The organism is Streptomyces sp. NBC_00989, from assembly GCF_045162655.1.
In the GTDB taxonomy this organism is placed as follows: domain Bacteria; phylum Actinomycetota; class Actinomycetes; order Streptomycetales; family Streptomycetaceae; genus Streptomyces.
Genome location: NZ_CP108728.1, coordinates 8,373,823 through 8,394,527 on the forward strand (window position 1 = coordinate 8,373,823; position 20,705 = coordinate 8,394,527).

Below are 20,705 nucleotides of genomic sequence, written 5' to 3' on the forward strand. Positions count from 1 at the left end.
CGCTGACTCCGTAGAGGCGTTGTAGGCCCCGGCCGCTTGGTGGTCGGGGCTTACTTGTAGGCGGATGCGAAAGGAAAGTTGCGCAAATAATATTGCGCAACTTTCCTTTTGCATCTACGGTGGCGTGCATGACAGCCAAAGGGAGTCGTCCCATCACGGACGTGGGCACGCTCAAGGCCCTCGCTCACCCGCTCCGAATGCAGCTGTACCGAGGTCTGTGCGTGGCGGAGAAGGCAACGGCCTCCCAACTCGCCGAGCAGGTCGACGAGGCTGTCTCGTTGGTCAGTTACCACCTGCGCAAGCTCGCGGAGCACGGACTGATCGAAGAGGCCGCACCGCAGAGCGCGGACGGGCGGGAGCGCTGGTGGCAGCCCTCCTCGGAGGGCGTGAGCATCCGGGACAAGGACTTCCGGGACGCGCCGGAGAAGGCGGCCGCACACCTCGCGGCGACCCGCCTCTTCCACGAGCAGCGCACCGACATGTACCGCCGCTACCTCGACGAGCGCCTCACCTGGGGCCCCGAATGGAACGCCGCGGCACCCGACAGCGAGTCCCTCTTCCGGCTGAACCCGGCCGAACTGAACGAACTCCGCCAGGAGTTGGTCGCCCTGGTGCGGAAGTACGACGAGAAAAGCCGGTCCGGCGACGCCGAAGGGCGCGAGAACGTCGCCATCCATGTCTACGGCTTCCCGTTCCGTGTCTGAGCCCAGGAGAGGACGAACTCCCGTGACCGCCACACTCATAGCCCCCGGCACAGCCTCCGGCAGACCCGCCCACCGCGACCCCAACGTCCTGCGCTGGCTCGGTGCGTACACGGCGTCCATGGTCGGCGACAGCGTGTACTACATCGCCCTGTCCTGGGCGGCCGTACAGCAGGGCTCGCCCGCGCAGGCCGGGGTCGTGATGGCGGTAAGCGCCGTGCCGCGCGCGGTGTTGATGCTGGGCGGGGGAGTGGTCGCCGACCGGTTCGGGCCGCGCAGGGTGGTCATCGGGAGTGACACGGTGCGCTGCGCGGCGGTGCTGGCGGTGGCCGCGCTGCTGTTCCTGACGAGCCCGGGGCTGTGGCCGCTGGCTCTGCTCGCCGTGATGTTCGGGACGGTCGACGCGGTGTTCATGCCCGCGGTGGGCGCACTCCCCGCGCGCGTGACGAGCCGCGACCAACTCGCGCGCGTGCAGGGCATGCGGGGACTGGCGATCCGCTTCGCCAACGTCGTCGGCGGTCCGCTCGGCGGCCTCGGTGTCGCGGTCGGCGGTGCGGCGGCGGCGTTCGGACTCGCCGGGCTGCTGATCGCGGTGTCGGTGCCACTGCTGATCTCCGTACGGATGCGGGAACTGCCCGTCGACGACAAGGCCGACGCCCGCCCGACGACCCCGCTCGGCGACCTCCGGGCCGGTCTGCGGTACATCCGCGGCCACCGCGTCCTCGCCCCGCTGATGCTGGCCATCGCGCTGGGCGACCTCGGCTTCGTCGGCCCGCTCAACGTCGGACTGACGCTCCTCGCCCACGAACGCGGCTGGGGCGCCTCCGGCATGGGGTGGGTGCTCTCCGGCTTCGGCACCGGCGCCGGGGCGGCGGCCCTGCTGCTGACCGTGCGGGGCCGGCTGCCGCGCGCGGGGCGGTTGGCCGGCTGCTCGATCATCGCGGGCTCCGTCGCCATCGGTGCTCTCGCCTTCGTCCCGAGCGTTCTCGCGGCCGTCGGCGTCGCCCTGCTCGTCGGGCTGCTCGCCGGCCTCAGCGGAGCCGTGTGCGGAGCCCTGCTCCAGACCCAGTCCGACCCCGCCTACCTCGGCCGCGTCACCGCCGTCTCCAGCCTGGTCAGCCTCGGCTTCGCCCCGCTGAGCATGCCGCTGTCGGCCGCGGCGATCGGCGCGTGGGGCACGGGCCCGGTGTTCGTGGTCAGCGCCGTGGTCTGCGGTCTTGGCGGGGTCATCGCGCTGTGCGTCCGCGATCTGCGGCGCGCCGAACTGCCCGGATGACCCGGCCTGTTGACGACCGCCGGCTCAGATCCCCAGCTGCTTGGCCTCCTGGAGCTTGGCGATCGCGTTCTCGTCGCCGTCCAGCTCCACCTTGGCCACGCTCTGCCGCCCGTGCGCGAACAGCAGCAGCTCCGAGGGCTCGCCGGTCACCGTCACGACCGGCGCGCCCTTGTGCGCGACCGCCGTCTGACCGTCCGGGCGGCGCAGCACCAGCCCGGTCGGCGCGGTGCGGCCCACCAGCCGGGCCATGCGCTCCAGGCGCGACCACAGGGCGTCCTGGAACACCGGGTCCAGCTCGCGCGGAGTCCACTCCGGCTGCGCCCGCCGTACGTCCTCAGTGTGGACGTAGAACTCGACCGTGTTGGAGGCCTCGTCGAGCTGCTTGAGCTGGAACGGCGAGAAGCGCGGCGGGCCCGTACGGATCAGCTGGATCAGTTCCTCGTACGGCTTCGCCGCGAACTCCGTCATCACCCGCTCCAGCCGCGGCGCGAGCTGCTTGATCATGATGCCGCCGGCGGCATCGGCGCGGCGCTCGCGCACCACCACGTGCGCGGCGAGGTCACGGGTCCGCCACCCCTCGCAGAGAGTCGGGGCGTCCGGGCCCGCGGTCTCCAGGAGATCGGCGAGAAGGAGTCGTTCACGCTTGGCGAAGGTCGACATACCGTCAGCCTACGACCGTGGGAGGGGTCCGCACAGTGGACGCCCGGCCAGGACTGCCAGTGGGGCGCGGCACAATGGCCCCATGACCAGCACGCCCCAGCCCAGCAGCCTCGATCCCGAGATCGCCGCCCGCCTCAAGCGCAGCGCCGACGGGCTCGTCCCCGCGATCGCCCAGCAGTACGACACCGGTGAGGTGCTCATGCTCGGCTGGATGGACGACGAGGCGCTGCATCGGACGTTGACGACAGGCCGTTGCACCTACTGGTCCCGCAGCCGCCGGGAGTACTGGGTGAAGGGCGACACCTCCGGCCACTTCCAGCACGTCAAGTCGGTCGCCCTGGACTGCGACGCCGACACGGTCCTCGTGAAGGTCGACCAGGTGGGCGCCGCCTGCCACACCGGCGCCCGCACCTGCTTCGACGCGGACGTGCTCCTCAAAGAAGACCGCAAAGAAGACCTCGAAGAAGACTTCAAAGAAGGCCTTCTTGAAGAAGGTGCTGATTCCGGCACCGCCGCCTCGGATCAGTAGGGTCAGCCGCCATGGACCTCGAGACGTTCCGCAAGCTGGCCACCGACCGTCGCGTCATTCCGGTCACGCGCAAGCTCCTCGCCGACGGCGACACCCCGGTCGCGCTCTACCGCAAACTCGCCGCGGAGCGCCCCGGCACCTTCCTCCTGGAGTCCGCGGAGAACGGCCGCTCCTGGTCCCGCTATTCGTTCGTTGGTGTGCGCAGCGCCGCCACCCTCACCGCCCGCGACGGACAGGCCCACTGGCTCGGCACCCCGCCCGTCGGTGTCCCGGCCGACGGTGACCCCCTCGCCGCCCTGCGCGCCACCATCGAGACCCTGCACACCCCCCACCAGGAGGGCCTGCCGCCCTTCACCGGCGGCATGGTCGGCTATCTCGGCTACGACATCGTCCGCCGCCTGGAGAAGATCGGCCCCGGCGAGCGCGACGACCTCAAGCTGCCCGAGCTGACCATGCTCCTCACCAGCGACCTCGCCGTGATGGACCACTGGGAGGGCTCGGTCCTGCTGATCGCCAACGCGATCAACCACAACGACCTCGACACCGGTGTCGACGAGGCGTACGCGGACGCGATCGCCCGCCTCGACGCCATGGAGGCGGACCTCTCCCGCGCGGTGGCCCAGCCGCCCGCCCAGCTCCCGCCCTCCGAGCTTCCGGAGTACACCGCGCTGTGGGGCGGCCCCGACTTCAAGGAGGCCGTCGAGGACATCAAGGAGCGCATCCGCGCCGGCGAGGCCTTCCAGGTCGTCCCCTCCCAGCGCTTCGAAACACCGTGCACGGCAAGCGCGTTGGACGTCTACCGGGTGCTCAGGGCGACCAACCCGTCCCCGTACATGTACCTGTTCCGCTTCGACGGCTTCGACGTCGTGGGCTCGTCCCCCGAAGCCCTGGTCAAGGTCGAGGACGGCCGCGCGATGGTCCACCCGATCGCCGGCACCCGGCACCGCGGGGCGACCCCGCAGGAGGACCAGGCCCTCGCCGACGAGCTCCTCGCCGACCCCAAGGAGCGTGCCGAACACCTCATGCTGGTCGACCTCGGCCGTAACGATTTGGGCAGGGTCTGCGAGCCCGGCTCGGTCGAGGTCGTCGACTTCATGTCCGTCGAGCGGTACTCGCACGTGATGCACATCGTCTCGACGGTCACCGGCCGCGTGGCGCCCGGCCGTACCGCCTTCGACGTCCTCACCGCCTGTTTCCCCGCCGGCACCCTCTCCGGCGCGCCCAAGCCCCGCGCGATGCAGATCATCGACGAACTCGAGCCGTCCAGAAGGGGGTTGTACGGCGGCTGCGTCGGCTACCTCGACTTCGCGGGCGACTCCGACACCGCCATCGCCATCCGTACGGCCCTCCTCCGCGACGGCACGGCCTACGTCCAGGCGGGCGCCGGCATCGTCGCCGACTCGGACCCCGAGATGGAGGACCAGGAGTGCCGCAACAAGGCGGCGGCGGTCCTCCGCGCCGTGCACACGGCGAACCGGCTCGGGCAATAGGACGAGGGTCATATGAACCCCGGGTGACGGTTCGCCCGGGGTTGGAGCGATAGTGGACCCCGTGACTGCTGCTGTTCCTCACCCCCGTTCCGAAGGCGAAGGCCCCGCCGCGCGCGCCAGCCGCCGTAGCCTCGCCGTGGCCCTGCTGAGCGGTGCGCTCGGCGCGGCCGTGGCGCTGCTGGCCACCCGTCAGCGCTGGTCGATGGGGACCGCGACGGTGGCCGGCGACGCGTTCCCGCTGTCCGCCAAGGGCAGCGACGTCACGGGTGTGCCCGCGGCGCTCGCGATAGTGGGCCTCGCCGCGCTCGTCGCCGTCTTCGCCGTCCGCAGGACGGGCCGCTTCGCGGTCTCCGCCCTCCTCGCGCTCTCCGGCGCGGGCATCGTCGCCGCGGCCCTCCTCGGTGCCACCGACAGCTCCGCGCTCGACGACAAGGCCGCGCAGGCCTCCGGCGACACCTCGTCCGTCGTCCACGCCTTCGACCACACCGCCTGGCCGTACGTCGCCGCGGTCGGCGGCGGCCTGATCCTGCTGGCCGGCCTGCTCGCCCTGTTCTACGGCCGCCGCTGGCCCGCGATGTCGGGCCGCTACGAACGCAACGGCGCGCCTCGCCCCCGGCGGGCTCCCGTGGTGGACCCCGACCGCCCCGAGGACATCTGGAAGGCCCTGGACCGCGGTGAGGACCCCACCGGCGCCTAGTGCTCCGCTCGAGGAGCAAGGAAGCGTCCGTCGTCAGTCGGCCGCGGCGGCGTCGTGGCTGGTCGCGCCCACGCGGCGGAGCCGCAAACCGACACAGCCCCGCACCCCTTCGGGGCGCTCCCGAACCGCGGCGGACACGGCACCACCCCGAAGCACCGCACACGCACGCGTGCGGAACAATGAAGCGTGAGCGTCTGCTCACACACGTACACAGCAACGAGGAGCACGTCATGGCGGGCAACAGCCACGGTCACACTTTGGCCGCCTGGACCGGTACCACCATCATCTTCATCGGTTTCCTGGTCGGCGGCGCCTTCATGGTCATGGCGCAGCCGATCGGCTTCTGGGCCGGTATGGCGATCGCGGTCGTCGGCGGCATCGTCGGCTGGGTCATGAGCTCGATGGGAATGGGCATGCCCAAGGACCGTCCCAAGGACCTGACCGAGCTGCTCGGCAAGACGGCGCACGCCGACAGCTGAGCCGTAGCTGTCAGCCACCACTTCGTGGAGGGGCGGTCCCGGGAGCACCGGGAACCGCCCCTCACGCACGCGTGCCGCAGGAAAGGGCGAAGGGGCACAATGCGAGACGTGAACGCCGACAGCCAGAGCGTGCCGAAGACGCGCGCCCCCGGTTCCGCCTCCGTACTGAACCGCGTCGCCGTGCCCGCGAGCGTCCTCGCGGCCGTGGCCGGAGCCTTCGCCTACGTCGGCACGGTCGACCCGAACCAGCCCGGCCACTACCCCGTGTGCCCCCTGTACCGCCTCACCGGCCTGTACTGCCCCGGCTGCGGCGGTCTGCGCAGCGCGCACGAGTTCATCCACGGGGACTTCCTGGCGGCTCTCCAGGACAACGCGATCGCCGTAGTGGGCTATCTGGCCTTCATGGTCGTATGGACCGTCTGGGTGGTCCGTGCGGCGCGCGGCCGGCCCGCGCGGATCGAACTCGGCAGGGTTCAGCTGTGGACTCTGGGCGCGTTGGTGCTGGTCTTCACGGTTGTCCGGAACCTGCCGTTCGGTGGCTGGCTACATCCTTGATCAACCGACACATGTCCAGGTAGTGGGACCGGCGTCAACCGGATGCGAGGGCTACGCCTTCCTCCGGATACCATCGAGGTCAGATGTGACCATGGCTTTTCCACCGTCCGGAAGGGGGCCGCTCGCGTGAGTGTGCTCGACGAGATCATCGACGGAGTCCGTGCCGACCTGGCGGAACGGCAGGCGCGCGTCAGCCTCGACGAGCTCAAGGAGCGCGCGGCGAAGGCTCCCGCGGCCAAGGACGGTGTCGCCGCACTGCGCGGTGACGGCGTCAAGGTCATCTGCGAGGTCAAGCGCTCCAGCCCCTCCAAGGGCGCGCTGGCCGCGATCGCCGACCCGGCGGGCCTCGCCGCGGACTACGAGGCGGGCGGCGCCGCCGTCATCTCCGTCCTCACCGAACAGCGCCGCTTCGGCGGCTCCCTGGCCGACCTGGAGGCCGTCCGCGCCCGCGTGGACATCCCGGTCCTCCGCAAGGACTTCATCGTCACGTCGTACCAGCTCTGGGAGGCCCGGGCCTACGGCGCCGACCTCGCCCTGCTGATCGTCGCGGCTCTGGACCAGCCGGCCCTGGAGTCCCTGATCGAGCGCGCCGAGTCGATCGGCCTCACGCCGATCGTCGAGGTCCACGACGAGGACGAGGTCGACCGCGCGGTCGACGCCGGCGCCAAGATCATCGGTGTCAACGCCCGCAACCTCAAGACCCTTGAGGTCGACCGAGGCACCTTCGAGCGCGTCGCCCCCGAGATCCCGGCCCACATCGTCAAGATCGCCGAGTCCGGCGTCCGCGGCCCCCATGACCTCATCGCCTACGCCAACGCGGGCGCCGACGCGGTCCTGGTGGGCGAGTCCCTGGTCACCGGCCGCGACCCCAAGTCCGCGGTGTCGGACCTGGTGGCAGCGGGGGAGCACCCAGCACTGCGACACGGCCGCAGCTGATCGGCCGCTAGGCTGACCCCCGATGACACTCACCCTGACCCCCATGGACCGGCACGCCCGCCTCGCGCGCGGCTGCCGTCCTCGGGGTTGCCGCGCCCCGGCACGCCGGGTGCACGGCCGCAGGGTGCGTTACGTCATCGGTGACGAACCTGGGCAGGTGAACGGCCGTCGATGGCAGCGCCCCGTCAGGGGCGCGGGGCTGTATTTGATGTGCGGCTACGGCCGCGCGGGCGCGACCGGCCATGGCCGGCCCGCAGCCGACTAACAACCCCCGCCCCACGGCGCTCAGTGTCATTCCACACACTCACCGTGAGGTTTCCGCATGCCCAGCGAGTTCTTCATCCCCGACCCCGACGGTCAAATCCCCAGCGCCGAAGGCTACTTCGGCGCGTTCGGCGGCAAGTTCATCCCGGAGGCCCTCGTCGCCGCCGTGGACGAGGTGGCCGTCGAGTACGACAAGGCCAAGCACGACCCCGAGTTCGCCCGCGAGTTGGACGACCTTCTGCTCAACTACACCGGCAGGCCGAGCGCGTTCACCGAGGTGCCCCGCTTCGCGGAGCACGCGGGTGGCGCGCGGATCTTCCTCAAGCGCGAGGACCTGAACCACACCGGATCGCACAAGATCAACAACGTCCTCGGTCAGGCCCTGCTCACCAAGCGCATGGGCAAGACCAGGGTCATCGCGGAGACCGGCGCGGGCCAGCACGGTGTCGCGACCGCCACCGCCTGCGCGCTGTTCGGCCTCGAATGCACCATCTACATGGGCGAGATCGACACCCAGCGCCAGGCGCTGAACGTGGCCCGGATGCGCATGCTCGGCGCCGAGGTCATCGCCGTGAAGTCCGGCAGCCGCACCCTCAAGGACGCGATCAACGAGGCGTTCCGCGACTGGGTGGCCAACGTCGACCGTACGCACTACCTCTTCGGTACGGTCGCGGGCCCGCACCCCTTCCCCGCCATGGTCCGCGACTTCCACCGCGTGATCGGCGTCGAGGCCCGCCGCCAGATCCTGGAGCGCGCCGGACGCCTGCCCGACGCGGCGATCGCCTGCGTCGGCGGCGGCTCGAACGCCATCGGCCTGTTCCACGCCTTCATCCCGGACGCGGACGTACGCCTCATCGGCTGCGAGCCGGCCGGCCACGGCGTCGAGACGGGCGAGCACGCGGCCACGCTGACCGCGGGCGAACCCGGCATCCTGCACGGTTCGCGGTCCTATGTCCTTCAGGACGAGGAGGGCCAGATCACCGAGCCGTACTCGATCTCGGCCGGTCTTGACTACCCGGGCATCGGCCCCGAGCACTCCTACCTCAAGGACAGCGGACGCGGCGAGTACCGCGCGATCACCGACGACGCCGCCATGCAGGCCCTGCGCCTGCTGTCGCGCACCGAGGGCATCATCCCGGCCATCGAGAGCGCCCACGCGCTCGCCGGTGCGCTGGAGGTCGGCCGGGAGCTGGGCAAGGACGGGCTGATCGTCGTCAACCTGTCCGGGCGCGGCGACAAGGACATGGACACGGCCGCGCGGTACTTCGGCCTGTACGACACGGACGCCGAGGTCGCGGCGAACGCGGCCGACGTCGCGGAGATCGAGGGGGACGCCAAGTGAGCGGCAACATCCAGCTGTTGAGCGACACCCTCGCCGCCGCCAAGGCCGAGGGACGCGCCGCGCTCATCGCCTACCTCCCGGCCGGGTTCCCGACCGTCGACGGCGGCATCGAAGCGATCAAGGCGGCCTTCGACGGCGGCGCCGACATCGTCGAGGTGGGTCTGCCGCACAGCGACCCCGTCCTCGACGGCCCCGTCATCCAGACCGCCGACGACATCGCCCTGCGCGGCGGCGTCAAGATCGCCGACGTGATGCGCACGGTCCGCGAGACCCACGCGGCGACCGGCAAGCCCGTACTCGTCATGACGTACTGGAACCCGATCGACCGCTACGGAGTCGAGCGCTTCACCGCCGAGCTGGCCGAGGCGGGCGGCGCGGGCTGCATCCTGCCCGACCTGCCCGTGCAGGAGGCGGGGCTGTGGAGGGAGCACGCCGAGAAGCACGGGCTCGCCACGGTCTTCGTGGTCGCGCCCAGCAGCAAGGACGCCCGCCTCGCCGAGATCACCAAGGTCGGCACCGGCTTCGTCTACGCCGCCTCGCTCATGGGTGTCACCGGCACCCGCGCGTCCGTGGGCGCGCAGGCGCAGGACCTCGTCGAACGCACCCGGGCCACCACCGACACGCCCGTGTGCGTCGGACTCGGTGTCTCGAACGCCCAGCAGGCCGCCGAGGTGGCCCGCTTCGCGGACGGTGTGATCGTGGGCTCGGCCTTCGTCAAGGGGATGCTCGACGCGCCGGACGACGCGGCCGGCGTCGAGGCGGTCCGCGCACTCGCGGCCGACCTCGCGAAGGGCGTACGCGGACAGGCGTAACAGAACGACTGGTCCCTCGTATGGGTGGACCTGGGACCGGGGAGGCGCGCTGCGCCTCCCCGGTTCGTTCTGCGGGTGTGAGCGAGAAGAACCGTGACGGAAAGCGCACCGCCCGCGAGCGGCTTGCGGTCGAGCGTGAGAAGCAGAAGTCCGCGGAGAGGCGGCGGCGCACGCTGATCGTGGCCGCGAGCGTCGTCTGCGTGCTGGGTCTGGCATCGGTGGTCGGCGTCCTCGCCGCGAACCACGGCAAGGACGACAGCGGCAGCAGCAAGGCGGGCCCGGTGGTGGCGCCCTCGGGGGCGACCGGCAAGGACAGCCTGGCGATCCAGGTGGGCAAGGACAGCGCCAAGCCGACGCTCACGGTGTGGGAGGACTTCCGCTGCCCGGCCTGTCAGGCCTTCGAGACGGCGTACCGCTCCACCCTCCACGAGCTGACGGACTCCGGGCAGCTCAAGGTGCAGTACCACCTGGTCACGATCATCGACGGCAACCTCGGCGGCAGCGGCTCCAAGCGCGCGGCCAACGCGGCGGCCTGCGCCCAGGACGCCGGAAAGTTCCGTGACTTCCACGACGTGCTGTACGAGAACCAGCCCAAGGAGACGGACGACGCCTACGCGAGCAACGCCAAGCTCATCGAGCTGGCGGGCAAGGTGAGCGGGCTCGACACGCCCGCCTTCCAGAAGTGCGTCAACAGCGGTACGCACGACAGCTGGGTCACCAAGTCCGCCGCCGCGTTCCAGGCCGGCGGATTCACCGGCACCCCGACCGTCCTCTTCGACGGCAAGAACATCTACGCGGACCAGACGATGACCCCGGCGAAGCTGAAGCAGCTGGTCCAGGCGGCGAACAAGGGGTGACATGAGGTAAGCGGGCGGGCCGGTTTTCATACCGGCCCGTTATGGAGCCGTAGCCGGGCCGCTTGCCGCCGCCACGGTCCGGCACGGTAGCGTCGACCCTGCCATGGAACTTGCCTACATTCCCAGCCCGTCGCACGGGGTCTACCACCTCGGCCCCATTCCGCTGCGCGGCTACGCGTTCTGCATCATCATCGGCGTCTTCGTCGCCGTCTGGCTCGGCAACAAACGCTGGGTCGCCCGCGGCGGCAAGGTCGGGACGGTGGCCGACATCGCTGTCTGGGCCGTGCCGTTCGGCCTAGTCGGCGGTCGCCTGTACCACGTGATCACGGACTACGAGCTGTACTTCAGCGAGGGCCGCGACTGGGTGGACGCCTTCAAGGTGTGGCAGGGCGGCCTCGGCATCTGGGGCGCGATCGCGCTCGGCGCGGTGGGCGCGTGGATCGGCTGCCGCCGCCGTGGCATCCCGCTGCCCGCCTGGGCCGACGCCCTCGCCCCCGGCATCGCCTTCGCCCAGGCCATCGGCCGCTGGGGCAACTGGTTCAACCAGGAGCTGTACGGCCGCGAGACGCACCTCCCCTGGGCGCTGCACATCACGTCCTCGACGGACGGCCGCGTCCCCGGCTACTACCACCCGACGTTCCTGTACGAGTCGTTGTGGTGCGTCGGCGTCGGCTTCCTCGTCATCTGGGCCGACCGCCGCTTCAAGCTGGGCCACGGCCGGGCGTTCGCGCTGTACGTCGCCGCGTACTGCGTCGGCCGCGGCTGGATCGAGTACATGCGCGTCGACGACGCCCACCACATCCTCGGCCTGCGGTTGAACGACTGGACCGCGATGATCGTCTTCCTGCTCGCGGTCACGTACTTCGTGATCTCGGCGAAGAAGCGCCCGGGCCGCGAAGAGGTCGTCGAACCGGACACGGAGACGAACGCGGACGCGGATGTGGATGCCTCCGGCGGTGAGACCGACGGTGACGCCAGCCCGGCGGCCTCGGAGGAGGAGCCGAAGGAAGACGCGGACGCCGAGGAAGCGGACGTAGCGAACGAAGTGGACGTCAAGAAAGACGAGGCCGAGTCCGCGAAGAAGGGCTGACGGCCGGTTCTACGACGATGAGGGCGCCCCGTGTCGCACGGGGCGCCCTCATCGTGTTCAGGTGCGGCGCGCCAACGTGAGCGTTCGCTGCGCCGCCGCCACCACGGCCGCGTCGATGAACCGGCCGTCGGGCAGGGCCTGGGCGCCCTCCTCCCGCATGGCCGCCTTGACGATCGTCTCGGCCTGTTCGATCTCCTCGCCCGTCGGGAGGAACGCGCTCTCGATGACCGGGAGTTGACGGGGATGGATCGCCGCGCGGCCGAGGAAACCCAGGGCGCGGCCGTGGGCGCAGGAGGCCGCCAGGCCCCCCAGGTCGCGGATGTCCGGGTGGACGGACTGGGGCGGCGGGGCCAGCCCCGCGGCCCGGGCGGCGACGATCACCCGGGAGCGGGACCAGTCCAGGCCGGCGTCGTCGCGTACGCCCAGGTCGGCCCGTAGATCCGCCTCGCCGAGCGCGACGCCGTGCACGGAGGAGTGCGCGGCGGCGATCGCGAAGGCCCGCTCGATGCCGAGGGCCGTCTCCAGGAGGGCGTACAGGGGGAGGTCGCGGGCCTTTTCCGCTACGGCTACGACCTCCTCCGCGGACGTCACCTTCGGGAGCCGTAGGCCGGACACGCCCGGGAGGGGTGCGAGGGTGCGGAGATCGTCGGCCGCCCAGGGGGTGTCCATGGCGTTCACGCGGACGTGGACGTTGGGTTGGGGCTCCGAGAGAAGCTCCGCCGTGGCCGCTCGGGCGTAGGCCTTGCGGTCCGGGGCGACCGCGTCCTCCAGGTCCACGACGACCACGTCGGCGCCGGCGGCGAGGGCCTTGGCGACGATCGGGGGGCGGTCGCCGGGGACGTAGAGCCAGGTCAGGGGGTACGGGGTCACAGGGCGCCCTCCTGGCGGAGCGTGGCCAACTCGTTTTCGGTCAGGCCGAGTTCGGTCAGGACCGGGTCCGTGTCGGCGCCGTGGGGGCGGCCGGTCCAGCGGATCGCGCCGGGGGTGGCGGAGAGACGGAAGAGGACGTTCTGCATGCGGAGGGGGCCGAGTTCGGGGTCGTCGACGGTGGTGATCGTGTCGAGCGCCTGGTACTGCGGGTCCGTCATGACGTCCCGTACGTCCTGGATGGGGGCGACCGCCGCCTCCGCCTTCTCGAAGGCCGCGAGGACCTCGGTGCGGGTGCGCTGCGCGATCCAGTCGCCGACCGCCGCGTCCAGGACGTCGGCGTGCCGGGCCCGGTCCGCGCCCGTCGCGAACCACGGTTCGTCGATCAGTTCCGGACGGCCGACCAGGCGCATCACGCGCTCGGCGATCGACTGGGCCGAGGTGGAGACGGCGACCCAACTGCCGTCCGCCGTGCGGTAGGTGTTGCGCGGGGCGTTGTTCTGGGAGCGGTTGCCGGTGCGCGGCTGGACGTGGCCGAGTTGGTCGTACCAGAGGGGTTGGGGGCCCAGCGCGGTGAGGATCGGTTCGATGATCGCCATGTCGACCACCTGGCCCTCGCCGGTGCGGTCGCGGGCGGCGAGGGCCGTCATCACGGCGTACGCCGTCGCCAGGCCCGCGATCGAGTCGGCGAGGCCGAACGGCGGGAGCGTCGGGGGCGCGTCCGGTTCGCCGGTGATCGCGGCGAAACCGCTCATCGCCTCGGCGAGCGTGCCGAAGCCGGGGCGATGGGCGTAGGGCCCGAACTGGCCGAAGGCGGTGACCCGGGCGAGCACCAACTTGGGGTTGGCGGTGGAGAGTTCGGCCCAGCCGAGGTCCCATTTCTCCAGGGTGCCGGGGCGGAAGTTCTCGATGATCACGTCGGCGGTGGCGGCCAGGCGGAGGAGGGTGGTGCGCCCGCCCGGCTTCGACAGGTCGAGGGTGATCGTGCGCTTGTTGCGGCCGAGCAGCTTCCACCACAGGCCGATGCCGTCCTTCGAGGGGCCGTGGCCCCGGGACGGGTCGGGTTTGGTCGGGTGCTCGACCTTGATGACCTCGGCGCCGAAGTCGCCGAGCATGGTGGCGGCGAGGGGTCCGGCGAAGAGCGTCGCGAGGTCGAGAACGCGCAGGCCGGAAAGGGGAGTTGTGGTCGTCGTCCCGGTCATGACGCGTACTGCTTGTCGATCTCCGCGCGGTACGGCATCGACGCCGTCGCCCCGGGCCGCTGCACGGAGAGTGCCGCCGCCGCTGCCGCCCAGGACAGCGCGTCCCGCATCGGGCGGCCCTCGGCGAGCGCCACCGCCAGCGCGCCGACGAAGGTGTCGCCCGCGCCCGTCGAGTCCACGGCGGTCACTTGAGGTGCGGGGACGGTGAACGGCTCGGCGCCCCGGGCCGCGTACAGGATGCCCGCCGCGCCCAGGGTGACGATCACCTCGGGCACCTGGTCGAGCAGGGCCGCCGCCGCCTCGCGAGGGTCGGTGCGGCCGGTGAGGGCGGTGGCCTCGTGCTCGTTGGGGACCAACAGGTCCACGGCGGCGAGAAGTTCGGGGGGTAGTGGCTGGGCGGGCGCGGGCGTGAGGACCGTACGGACACTGTGGCGGCGGGCCGCCTCCGCGCCGGCGATCACGGCGGCGAGGGGGATTTCGAGTTGGAGGAGCAGGGCGTCGGCCGTGGCGATCGTGGCCTCGTCGCCGGGGGCGAGGTGGTCGACGGTGCCGTTGGCGGCGGGGATGACGACGATCGCGTTGCCGCCCTCGTCGTCCACGACGATGTGCGCGGTGCCGGACGGGCCCTCGACGGTGCGCAGATGGTCTGTGTCGACGCCGGAGTGTTCGAACGTGGAACGGAGTTGGGCGCCGTAGGCGTCGTTGCCGACCGCGCCGACGATCGTGACGTCCGTCGCGCCCGCGTGGGCCGCGGCGATCGCCTGGTTGGCGCCCTTGCCGCCGGGGATGGTGCGGAACTCCCGCCCCGTCACGGTCTCTCCGCGCTGCGGGGCCTTCGCGACGTAGGCGACGAGGTCCATGTTCGTGCTGCCGAGCACGGCGATGTGGGTCATGGGCGGGCGGTCTCCTGATGGGTGAGCCGGGCGAGAGTGTCGAAGCCGATGCCGTTGAAGTCGCCTACGGAGGTGGCGAGTCGGTTCTTGAGGGGGGTCGTCCAGCGGTCGGGGAGCGGGGTGTCCGAGAGGAGGGCGGCGATGCTGCCGACCGTCGCTCCGTTCGAGTCGGTGTCCCAACCCCCGGACACCGCACGGCAGATGGAGCCGGTGAAGTCGCCGTCCGCGTGGGTGAGGGCGGCGGCGATCAGGGCGGTGTTCGGGATCGCGTGGACCCAGTGGTGGGTGGGGGAGTAGATGGCGTGGAGTTCGTCCACGACGGTGTCGAAGTCCCGTTGTTGCCTGGCCAGTTGGACGGCATGGCGGATCGCCTTCGCGAGACGGGAGTCGGGTGGGACGACCGTCAGGCCGGTGCGCAGGCAGGTGTGGATGTCGTGGGTGCCGGTGGTCGCGGTGGCGATGACGGCCGCTGTGAACATCGCCGCGTAGACGCCGTTCGCGGTGTGGGTCAAGGTGGCGTCGCGGTGGGCCTGTTCGGCTGCGGCGGCGGGGTTTCCGGGGTTGGTCCAGCCGTGCACGTCGGCGCGGATCAGGGCGCCGATCCACTCGCGGAACGGGTTGCGGTGGCGGGCCGTTCGCGGGGGCTCCAGGCCGGTGAGGAGGTTGCGGTAGGCGATGCGTTCGGCGGTGAAGGTGCGGCCTGCGGGGAGTTCGTCGAGCCAGAGCCTCGCCACGTCGGCGGTGGTGAAGTCCCTGCCGTGGCGTTGCAGCAACAGGAGGTTCAACAGGGGGTAGTTGAGGTCGTCGTCCTCGGGCATGCCGTCGATGTTCTCGGCCAGGGAGGTGGGGGCGGAGCGGCGGTTCCAGAGGTGGGCGGCGAGGAGTTCGGTGGGGACGCCCCGGGCGGTGAAGTAGGTGTTGAGGGGCCAGTTGCCGGTGGCGCGGGCGAGTTGGCGGATGCCGTCGAGGGGGAGCTTCTCCACCGGTTTGCCGAGGAGGCAGCCGACGGCGCGGCCCAGCCAGGCGGCCTGGAAGCGGGCCGGGCGGGGTGGGAGGAGTGGAGAAGTGGCTTGTGGGGTGGGCCAGTTGGGGCAGAGGGCTTTGATGCGTGCCAGGTCGGTGGGCTCCTGGTCCGCCAGCTTGCCGGGCAGGTCGGCCAGTTCGTCCAGCAGGTCCTCGGCGAGCAACCGGAGGTAACGGGTGGGGGGTTGGGCCGACGCGCCCGCCCGTGCCGGTGCCTCGGCGCCGCCCGCCGCTCGCCATCGCGCCGCGATCGCCGACGGTTCGCGTCCGTCCTGGGCGGCCTGGCGCAGCTCGTGTCCGAGCAGGTCCTCCGGCTGGACCCAGGTCAGTCGGAGCACCGCAGCCCTCCGATCTCGGTGAACGCCGCCTCGTGGGCCCGGCGTCGGCGGACATCGCGCTCGAAGAGTTCGCGGGTGACGGCGGTGAGGGCCGTGGCCGGTTCCCAGAGGTCGAGGCGGCTGGCCTCGGCGACCGTCTTCGACCAGTCCTGCGGGACCGGGGAGCCGAGGGCGCCGGCCACCGCGCCGGCCATCGTCGCGATCGAGTCGCAGTCTCGGCCGTAGTTCACCGAACCCAGCACCGCGTGGCGGTAGTCGCCGCCGGAGACCACCAACATGCCGAGCGCGACGGGGAGTTCCTCGATCGCCTTGGTGCGGGAGGGGCGGCGGGCGTCCAGGGAGGGGGCGCGGTAGTCGGGGCCGACCGTGTCGTACGGTGCGACCGCCTCCCGAAGGGGAACCAGCGCCGACTCGAAGTCCGAGTAACGGGCGGCCACTTCGCAGACCTGCTCGATGGCGGTGCGGGTGCCGTCCTTCGCCAGGGCGAGACAGGCGGCCACTACTGAGTCGGGGGTCGCGCCCGGGACGCAGGCTGCGGCCACCGCCGCGGCGAAGACGCCGGCCGCCTCTCGGCCGTACGACGACTGGTGGGCGCCCGCGATGTCGAGGGCCTCGGCGTAAGCGGCCGCCGGATGGGCCGCGTTGACCAGGCCGACCGGGGCCATGTACATCGCGGCACCGCAGTTGACGATGTTGCCGACGCCGGCCTCGCGGGGGTCGACGTGGCCGTAGTGGAGGCGGGTCGCGAGCCATTTCTCCGCGAGGAAGACGCGCTGGAGGGGGATGGCTTCCGCCTCCAACTCCGGGATCCAGCGCGGGTTCCGCATCAGGTCCGGGACGAGGTGGTCGGCGACGGAGTAGGCGTCCAGGTGGTCGCGGACCTGGGCGTAGACCCGTACGAGAGCGTGGGTCATCAAGGTGTCGTCGGTGACGTGGCCGTCGCCCTTGTGGTACGGGGCGATGGGGCGGGCGGTGCGCCAGGCTTCGCCGTTCCAGGGGCCGACGATGCCGTGGACGCGGCCGGCGTGGCGTTCGAGGATCTGGTCGGGGGAGTAGCCCTCGACGGGGCCGCCGAGGGCGTCGCCGACCGCGGCGCCCACGAGGGCTCCGGTGATCCTCTCGTCGAGGCTGGTTTCTGTTTCTTTGGGCTGTTTGGATTCTTTGGGTTTTTTAGGTGCCATGCACCGAATCATCCTCCTGGTGGGGCCGGTTGTGTGGCTTCCAGGAGTTCGGCGAGTTCTACGAGGTCCGTGCCGGTGAGGCGGGGGAGTGCGCAGCCGGAGAGGGTGCGGCAGGCGTCCCGCCAGGTGGCCGGGATTGCTTGGCCGCCGCTGAGTGCTCCGGTCAGGGCGCCTGCGAGTGCCGGGGCTGAGTCGGCCACTCGGGAGAGGCAGGCTGCGGCGGGGACCGCTTCCGCGATACGGCCGCGGGCGGCGGTGGCGAGAGCCAGGGCTACCGGGACGGTTTCGGCGGCCGCGATGCCGTAGCTGTAGACGTGGTCGACGATCTGGTGTTCCAGGAGGGGGATCAGGGCGAAGGCGCTGTCGCTGTCCTGGGCCAACTTCAGTGCGTGGCGGGCGTTGCGGCCGATCTCTGTGGCTTCGGGGAGTTCGGCGAGGGCCGCTGCCACGCACTCGTCCACGTCCGCGCCGACCAGGGCGAGGGAGAGGGCCGCGGCCATGGCTCTGGCGCCGTGGACTCCGTCGCCGTCCTGGGTGTAATGGGCGTCGAACTCGGCGAGGGCGGCGGCGCGTTGGGGGTCGCCGGGGTGGGCCACTGCGAGTACGCATGCCCTTACGCAGGCCGCGTCGTCGAAGTAGTGGGGGTTGTCGTGGCCTGTGGCGGGAGGGCGTAGGCCTGCGGCGAGGTTGCCCAGGCCGGCCCTTACCGAGATGCGGGCGCGTAGGGGGAGTACGGCGGATTCGACCTCCGGGGCGCGGTCTGCTGCGGCGGCGACTTCGCTCGCGATGGCGTTCCAGGTGAGGTCGATCGCGGCTCGGGTTCTGCGTTCTCTGCTGAGGTCGCCGAGGACTGTGTCGTCGCCGGCCCTCAGTACGGCTTCTGCGGCGAAGGCTGCCCATTCGGCGTCGTCGGAGGGGCCCAGGCGGAGAGGCTCGGGGGGTTGGTTGAGGGCGATGGGGACGGGGAGGGTCGTGGTCGCGTTCTGTTCGGCGAAGGTGTCCAGCTCGCGGGTGAGGCGGCGGGTCCACTCGGGCATCCGGGCCGCGCGGTGCCGTGCGGCGGGCCAACCTGCGGCATCACCTGCGGCGAGCCCGAGCAGCAGCCCCTCGATCCGGCGAGCCTTGTGAACGGCCTCGGCTCCGCCATCGGCCTTGGTGTTCCCACCCGCACCGCCCGTACGGGTCTCGTTGTCGGGTGCGGGTGGCGCCATCGGCGCGAACTCGCCTCCAGCAACCGCACGTTCGATCCGTTGCGCGTTCCGCGCCACCCCGTCGCCCCCGCTCTTCTCGCGCCTCACAGCTGCACCTCGTCCTCATCCGCGGCCAGCACGTACTCCCGTTGCTCCCGCTGATCCCGTCGCAGTACGCCCCCCGTGCCCCACTTCCCGCCCTCTCCTGGGACCAGCAACTCCGCGATGTCCAGCACATGGTGGCCGGCCATCGCCGGTAGGCAGCTTCCCCGTGCCGGACCGATCGCCGCCGCCCAATCGGACGGGATCGACGAGGCGCCCCGAGTTGCACCCGCCAGCGCCCCCGCCACCGCGGCCGTCGTATCCGCGTCCCTCCCCATGTTGACCGCCGTGAGGACCGACTCCGTGAAGTCGCCGTCCGCTGCCGCGTATGCGCCGAAGGCCAACGCCACTGCCTCGGGGGCCAGGTCGGTCCACGGGTAGCCGCCGATGACCACCGCGGAGCGGACCGCTCGTTCGCCTCGGTGGGCCACCGCCACCGCTCGGCGTAGGGAGCGGGCCGTCCAGGAGTCGTCCGGGACTACCGCCAGGGCGGAGGCGACCACGGCGATCGTGGGGGCTCCCGCCATCGCCGCCGCCACACCCGCCGCGACCGCCTGGCCGCCGTAGATGCCCTCGCCGTCGTGGCTCACCGAACCGTCGATCGCGACGAGACGGGCCGCTTCCGCCGGGCGGCCCGCCGCGAAGACGCCGAAGGGGGCCGCGCGCATGGCCAGGCCGTCGCTCCACGCGTGGCGGTGTTGCGCCGAGATCGGGGCCGCCAGGCCTCTGCGGAGGTTCTCCAGCGTTCCCCGTTCACTGAAGCCCGCTCCCCGGAACGGGCCCTCGTCGCGGTCCGCGATCCACTCGTGCCACGCCGCCTCCACGTGGGTCGGCGTGAGCGCCGAGCCGTGGCGGGCGAGGAGGAGGCCGGAGAAGATCGCGTACTCCGTGTCGTCCGTGCCGGCCGGGTTCTCGGCCACGTATCCCGTGATGCGGCCCCAACGGGCGCGGATCTCCGAGGGCTTCATGTTTTCTGCCGGTGCCCCCAGGGCGTCCCCTACCGCCAGGCCGAGCAGCGCGCCGCGTGCCCGTTCGCGGAGTTCGGTGGCGTTCTTGGGCGCCGGGACCGGGGGAATGCAGGCGATCGATGCCATACGCGGCCTCTCCTACGGGGTTCCCTCAGGGCGCCTCGGGGCGCGGAACCCTTTGCGGATGTCTCCCACGGGTGGCCTTCGGCAGAGCCTGACGGAGTGCAGCATCACCCGGTCGACATTTGAATAGACCTCCGCACGTATGAGCGTTCGAGGGTAAAGGTGCAGGTTAGCCCAGCCTTTCCTTGCTGGTGAGCGGGAAATGAAAGCCGTATATTGAGTGTTGTCAAAGAGTAGAACTTGTCCAAAGTTAGCCTTTCCTTAGTTTCTTGAACCTCCTGGGGGATCACCGCATGGCCATCATCGAGACCGAGGCGACGCTCCACGAAGCGCACCGCGACAACCACACCCATCGTGATGTGAACGGTGGTTGGCTGCGCCCCGCCGTGTTCGGCGCGATGGACGGTCTCGTCTCCAACCTCGCCCTGATGACCGGTGTCGTCGGCGGTGCCGTCAGTCATCAGACCGTCGTCATCACCGGGCTGGCCGGGCTCGCCGCCGGCGCCTTCTCCATGGCCGCCGGCGAGTACACCTCCGTCGCCTCCCAGCGTGAACTGGTCGAGGCCGAACTCGATGTCGAGCGGCGCGAGCTGCGCAAGCATCCGGAGGACGAGGAGGAAGAGCTCGCCTCGCTCTATGCCGCCCGCGGTGTCGACGCCGAACTCGCCCGTGAAGTCGCCCGGCAGCTCTCGCGTGATCCCGAGCAGGCTCTGGAGATACATGCCCGCGAGGAGTTGGGCATCGATCCCGGTGATCTGCCCTCGCCGCTCGTCGCCGCCGTGTCGTCCTTCGGGGCGTTCGCGCTGGGCGCGCTGCTTCCCGTGCTGCCGTTCCTGCTCGGGGCGACCGCGCTGTGGCCGGCGCTGCTGCTCGCGCTCGTCGGGTTGTTCGGGTGCGGTGCGGTGGTGGCCCGGGTGACCGCGCGGACCTGGTGGTTCAGCGGGCTGCGGCAGCTCGCCCTGGGGGGTGCGGCGGCCGGTGTGACGTACGCCCTGGGCACCCTGTTCGGAACGGTCGTAGGATAGCTCTGCGCGCACTTATGCGCTGGGTCGCATAAGTAGCCGTTACTCGCTGGTTTCGAACGCTTAACCACTGGGCATGAGCCGTAAGCGCTGTGGGCAATGACGCTC

The 20,705-nt window shown here is 71.2% G+C and carries 22 protein-coding genes; 14 read left to right on the forward strand and 8 right to left on the reverse strand.

Annotated features, from left to right (window positions below; genetic code table 11):
- The first annotated feature begins 128 nt into the window (after positions 1–128).
- Both OG714_RS37465 and OG714_RS37470 read left to right on the forward strand, forming a co-directional pair.
- Positions 129–704 (forward strand): ArsR/SmtB family transcription factor, encoded by a 576-nt coding sequence (locus tag OG714_RS37465; protein WP_406127779.1) that lies wholly within the window; start codon positions 129–131, stop codon positions 702–704.
- 22 nt (positions 705–726) lie between these two features.
- Complete coding sequence (locus OG714_RS37470; protein ID WP_406127780.1) at positions 727–1,977, forward strand: MFS transporter; 1,251 nt, start codon at positions 727–729, stop codon at positions 1,975–1,977.
- Between the two features lie 24 nt (positions 1,978–2,001).
- Here the strand turns inward: OG714_RS37470 and OG714_RS37475 are convergent, their stop codons facing one another.
- The gene (locus OG714_RS37475; protein ID WP_366494073.1) at positions 2,002–2,637 is read right to left on the reverse strand and encodes a TIGR03085 family metal-binding protein; all 636 of its coding nucleotides are present in this window, start codon (positions 2,635–2,637) and stop codon (positions 2,002–2,004) included.
- 82 nt (positions 2,638–2,719) lie between these two features.
- Between OG714_RS37475 and hisI the strand changes: the two genes are divergently transcribed.
- From hisI to lgt, 11 genes are all read left to right on the forward strand, one after another.
- Positions 2,720–3,166 carry a phosphoribosyl-AMP cyclohydrolase gene (gene hisI / locus OG714_RS37480; RefSeq protein ID WP_406127782.1) on the forward strand — a complete coding sequence of 149 codons (447 nt, stop codon included), beginning with the start codon at positions 2,720–2,722 and terminating at the stop codon, positions 3,164–3,166.
- 11 nt (positions 3,167–3,177) lie between these two features.
- Complete coding sequence (locus tag OG714_RS37485) at positions 3,178–4,656, forward strand: anthranilate synthase component I (RefSeq protein WP_366494075.1); 1,479 nt, start codon at positions 3,178–3,180, stop codon at positions 4,654–4,656.
- A 52-nt stretch (positions 4,657–4,708) separates the two neighbouring features.
- Positions 4,709–5,353: a TIGR02234 family membrane protein gene (locus OG714_RS37490; RefSeq protein ID WP_406127784.1), complete on the forward strand. Its 645-nt coding sequence runs from the start codon at positions 4,709–4,711 to the stop codon at positions 5,351–5,353.
- A 230-nt stretch (positions 5,354–5,583) separates the two neighbouring features.
- Positions 5,584–5,832, forward strand: coding sequence for an HGxxPAAW family protein (locus tag OG714_RS37495; RefSeq protein ID WP_406127786.1), 249 nt, complete (start codon positions 5,584–5,586; stop codon positions 5,830–5,832).
- A gap of 99 nt (positions 5,833–5,931) precedes the next feature.
- Positions 5,932–6,387, forward strand: a complete 456-nt coding sequence (locus OG714_RS37500) for a DUF2752 domain-containing protein (protein WP_406127787.1) — start codon at positions 5,932–5,934, stop codon at positions 6,385–6,387.
- A 126-nt stretch (positions 6,388–6,513) separates the two neighbouring features.
- On the forward strand, positions 6,514–7,323 hold the full coding sequence (gene trpC, locus OG714_RS37505) for an indole-3-glycerol phosphate synthase TrpC (RefSeq protein ID WP_019062275.1): 810 nt from the start codon (positions 6,514–6,516) through the stop codon (positions 7,321–7,323).
- Between the two features lie 22 nt (positions 7,324–7,345).
- Positions 7,346–7,588: a tryptophan biosynthesis modulator TrpM gene (gene trpM, locus OG714_RS37510; protein WP_406127790.1), complete on the forward strand. Its 243-nt coding sequence runs from the start codon at positions 7,346–7,348 to the stop codon at positions 7,586–7,588.
- Positions 7,589–7,645: 57 nt separating this feature from the next.
- Positions 7,646–8,929, forward strand: a complete 1,284-nt coding sequence (gene trpB / locus OG714_RS37515) for a tryptophan synthase subunit beta (protein ID WP_406127791.1) — start codon at positions 7,646–7,648, stop codon at positions 8,927–8,929.
- Positions 8,926–9,741 carry a tryptophan synthase subunit alpha gene (gene trpA / locus OG714_RS37520; protein ID WP_406127792.1) on the forward strand — a complete coding sequence of 272 codons (816 nt, stop codon included), beginning with the start codon at positions 8,926–8,928 and terminating at the stop codon, positions 9,739–9,741. The genes trpB and trpA overlap by 4 nt, the downstream gene beginning before the upstream one ends.
- A 77-nt stretch (positions 9,742–9,818) precedes the next feature.
- Positions 9,819–10,598 carry a DsbA family protein gene (locus OG714_RS37525; protein ID WP_406127794.1) on the forward strand — a complete coding sequence of 260 codons (780 nt, stop codon included), beginning with the start codon at positions 9,819–9,821 and terminating at the stop codon, positions 10,596–10,598.
- Between the two features lie 103 nt (positions 10,599–10,701).
- A complete protein-coding gene (lgt, locus tag OG714_RS37530) occupies positions 10,702–11,688 on the forward strand; it encodes a prolipoprotein diacylglyceryl transferase (protein ID WP_406127796.1) in 987 nt (328 codons plus the stop codon).
- Between the two features lie 57 nt (positions 11,689–11,745).
- Here the strand turns inward: lgt and OG714_RS37535 are convergent, their stop codons facing one another.
- From OG714_RS37535 to OG714_RS37565, 7 genes are all read right to left on the reverse strand, one after another.
- A complete protein-coding gene (locus tag OG714_RS37535) occupies positions 11,746–12,558 on the reverse strand; it encodes an HpcH/HpaI aldolase/citrate lyase family protein (RefSeq protein ID WP_406127797.1) in 813 nt (270 codons plus the stop codon).
- Complete coding sequence (locus OG714_RS37540; protein ID WP_406127799.1) at positions 12,555–13,757, reverse strand: CaiB/BaiF CoA transferase family protein; 1,203 nt, start codon at positions 13,755–13,757, stop codon at positions 12,555–12,557. The genes OG714_RS37535 and OG714_RS37540 overlap by 4 nt, the downstream gene beginning before the upstream one ends.
- On the reverse strand, positions 13,754–14,650 hold the full coding sequence (rbsK, locus tag OG714_RS37545; RefSeq protein ID WP_406127801.1) for a ribokinase: 897 nt from the start codon (positions 14,648–14,650) through the stop codon (positions 13,754–13,756). Before rbsK ends, OG714_RS37540 begins: the two co-directional genes overlap by 4 nt.
- Positions 14,647–16,011, reverse strand: coding sequence for an ADP-ribosylglycohydrolase family protein (locus OG714_RS37550; protein WP_406127803.1), 1,365 nt, complete (start codon positions 16,009–16,011; stop codon positions 14,647–14,649). The genes rbsK and OG714_RS37550 overlap by 4 nt, the downstream gene beginning before the upstream one ends.
- Complete coding sequence (locus OG714_RS37555; protein ID WP_406127804.1) at positions 15,999–17,192, reverse strand: ADP-ribosylglycohydrolase family protein; 1,194 nt, start codon at positions 17,190–17,192, stop codon at positions 15,999–16,001. The genes OG714_RS37550 and OG714_RS37555 overlap by 13 nt, the downstream gene beginning before the upstream one ends.
- Before the next feature lie 8 nt (positions 17,193–17,200).
- Positions 17,201–18,403: an ADP-ribosylglycohydrolase family protein gene (locus tag OG714_RS37560; RefSeq protein ID WP_406127806.1), complete on the reverse strand. Its 1,203-nt coding sequence runs from the start codon at positions 18,401–18,403 to the stop codon at positions 17,201–17,203.
- Positions 18,404–18,486: 83 nt separating this feature from the next.
- A complete protein-coding gene (locus OG714_RS37565) occupies positions 18,487–19,578 on the reverse strand; it encodes an ADP-ribosylglycohydrolase family protein (protein ID WP_406127808.1) in 1,092 nt (363 codons plus the stop codon).
- 290 nt (positions 19,579–19,868) lie between these two features.
- Between OG714_RS37565 and OG714_RS37570 the strand changes: the two genes are divergently transcribed.
- Entirely contained in the window at positions 19,869–20,600 is a 732-nt protein-coding gene (locus OG714_RS37570) for a VIT1/CCC1 transporter family protein (protein WP_406127809.1), read from the forward strand.
- The last annotated feature ends 105 nt before the right edge of the window (positions 20,601–20,705 follow it).